Raw genomic sequence first — 3,047 nt, 5'->3', positions numbered from 1 at the left:
GGCGCTTCCAGCAGCAAGGTCCCTCCCGCTGTTCGCGGCGGGGATTGCTTCCAGTCCCGCTACTCAAGCACAAGCCCCCAAGGGGAGAGAGGCCGCAGGCGCTTCCAGCAGCAAGGTCCCTCCCGCTATTCGCGGCGGGGGTTATTTCCAGTACCAGTACTCAAGCAAGCTTTTCCCCTAACAGTCCTATCTCAAGTTTCTTAAATGCACTGTATTAGTATCCGCTTATACACATAATCTGCATATCAAATGTGCCTTAAATTAATATCAAATCATATACTTAAACATCATGGAATAGGATTTTCTTGAGCTGGAGATAAATTTATCAATTATTTGACGATGATCGTATATTTCACATCTAATCTATTTACTTCACAAAAGTTGCTCAATATAATAGCGCCATCTAAGCGGAAGTACAAATCATTGTATATTCACTTAATTAATCTGTGAATAATGGAAGCATAAAACTGATGGGTAGGGGCTGGTTTTAAGATGCTTGATCCTATAGTGCAACAACAAATACGAGCTCTTCACAGTATGGGGCGCACTATCTCTCAAATATCTAGAGACTTGTCGGTTTCATGGAACACTGTGCACCGTTATGTTAATGACAACAATCATGGTCGTCGTATACAAGACGCTGCAAACCCACGTCGTAAACCATCGCTGGCCGCAGCAAATCAGGACACTCTTAAGGAAACATTGAAGGGTTACAGGTACGTTGCAGCCATGCTTAGTCATGACATAAACAAGAACCCTGAAAAGTTTGGTCTTCCTGAGGGGTTCAAAATTTCCTCTCGAGCTGTACGCACCTACGTATCCAGATACTTAGTTCCAAAGGACATGGATTCAGTTGCTGCCAAGTTAATTAATGATTTTGATGTAGCTGTGGGTCAGCAGCTGCAAATCGACTTTACACATGCTGAGTACACCTTTTCAGGTAATGATGAACCTACCAGGCTTGTTGTATTCGAGGCTGTCTACTCCTGGTCGCACAAGCAATACTTCTGGATTGCTCCGGATATGAGTCAGTCTTCCTGGCTTAGAGGCCTTGCAATGTGCATTCTTGAGAATGGTTGCCCGGTTGAAATTCTCTGTGACAACGATAAGTGTCTTGTTATACAGAACAGGGGAAAAAACGGAGTTTACTTCCACCCTGATTTCGTCTGGTTTTGCAAGAATTTCGAGGTGGTCCCACGTGCGTGCAAGCCTTCTCGACCACAGACAAAAGGACGTGTTGAGCGAGCTGGAGGATATTTAAAGTCAAACGGTCTGGTATGGATCAAACACAACTATCCAGAACTCAGCACCATAGAGCAGCTCAATGCCGCCGTAGAGAGGTGGGTTAAAGAGACATCTGATGAGAGGGTGTTCAGAGACACAATTGTGGACGGTGTAGTAGGAAACTACACAGTACGCGAGCTCTTTGAGTATGAATCAAAATTTCTTATTACCTGTAATAGAGCTCTGTTTGGTATTCCTCTGACATGGGAGGCTATGAGGGTAAGGAGCGATGGACTTCTTTACTTGCATGGTCATAAAGTCACGTTACCGTCTAAGTATCGCAACCAGCAGGTTAATGTCATCGTTTTTACGGAGGGTCACTATCGTATAAGCGATATTTATGGGAGGGTTCTCGAAGATGGATATATCCAGAAGGAGAATCTAAGTAAATACAGGCTTGATTATGTTCCAGAGGACGGCTTATCAGGCCAGTCAAGTTCAACTGAAGCAGAAGAGAATACTGACAATGCAGACGATAATCTGTTTATGTCAGGAATCAACGATGTTCTCAGTGAGTTTAAAGGAGTAACAGATGAGTGATGCAGAATTCAAAAGCTCGTCTTCGGATAATGTTGTCAGGAAGAGTCGCAATGTCAAAAATAAAAGCCCTGATGACAGCGAGGCAGCAATGGAGGGTTCAAGTGCTGAAATCAGTAGGCAGAAAGACACCTCAACTACGTTGTTAAGAACTGATCCAGTTTCTGAGCTTAAGACAGTGTTAGAGGGGAACATCGGAGATGCTCAAGATCAGGGCTCTTTGATTACAGACGAAATCTTTCAGCCATATCGTGTGTACTTGTATGACTCTGAGCGTGCTATGAAAGAGCTCAGGCTTGATAAATACAAGCAGGGTATCGAAGACTTTATTATTAAGGCAACTAAGGAGGGGTATTCGCCTCAGCAAACAGTTGATGGTCTATTTCAGCTGCTTGCAGAAAACAAGTGGGGGATAGGCGTTGTAGACAGGTTTAATAAGGCAGGTCTGCCAAAAGGCTTTGCGGCATCCGAGTTCAATTCTAAGGATTGTTGTACAGACATTGAACTTGTGAAGCTACTGGCACAAGGCGACTGGATTAACCAGGGCTATAGCGTAGTACTGCAGGGTCCTCCAGGTCTTGGAAAAACCCTGCTGGCCATTGAATTTGGTAGAACTGCCATTTACAAAGGATACTCTACCTTATTCATTAATGCCAGGGATTTGTATTCCAAACTGCAGCAGATCCGGCAGCGTTATGGGACCAGTCCGAGCTCGGCACAGCCGCTTTACTACAGTAAGCTGCTGATTGTCGATGACATCGGTCACGCACATGTAGACGGTCAGCCTATGATCGATCTGTTCTTCCATCTCATCGACTGGAGAACAGAGAAAGGGCTGAGCACTGTCTTTACATCCAACACTGATCCTCAGACATGGATGAAGGCTATGGGTGGAAACGAGTACACCCAGAATGCTGCATTCGATCGTCTTTTCTATAAGACAATCTATCTGAACCACAGTGGTGATGTAAGCCTCCGCCGTCAGGTATTCGTTGACACCAACAGAAAAGTTAGACGTGATCGCTCAATCTGATTAATGCACTAACCCTACTGATTTATTCTATGTATTTAAAAAGCCATGTGAGGATTCTTCACATGGCTTTTTTTACGTGTGCTGAAACGTTCCGAACTTTTCCTTTTTACTCTTCCGCATATACTGCTTGAGACATAAAAGTAGTACGCAGATTGGCAAGCCGAGATCATCATTTTTATAATTCCGATAACAG

Annotated in this window: 2 protein-coding genes; both read left to right on the top strand. The window is 44.1% G+C overall.

Annotation, left to right across the window (positions count from 1 at the left end; translation table 11 throughout):
* Positions 1-591 precede the first annotated feature (591 nt).
* The gene (locus tag MXE39_RS12720; protein ID WP_246979067.1) at positions 592-1,824 is read left to right on the top strand and encodes a hypothetical protein; all 1,233 of its coding nucleotides are present in this window, start codon (positions 592-594) and stop codon (positions 1,822-1,824) included.
* Positions 1,817-2,854, top strand: a complete 1,038-nt coding sequence (locus MXE39_RS12715) for an ATP-binding protein (protein WP_246979066.1) — start codon at positions 1,817-1,819, stop codon at positions 2,852-2,854. The genes MXE39_RS12720 and MXE39_RS12715 overlap by 8 nt, the downstream gene beginning before the upstream one ends.
* The last annotated feature ends 193 nt before the right edge of the window (positions 2,855-3,047 follow it).

Source organism: Anaerobiospirillum sp. NML120511 (assembly GCF_023050955.1).
Classification (GTDB): Bacteria; Pseudomonadota; Gammaproteobacteria; order Enterobacterales; family Succinivibrionaceae; genus Anaerobiospirillum.
The sequence above is the reverse complement of the archived record's forward strand: the minus strand, read 5'-3'. Positions and strand labels throughout refer to the sequence as shown.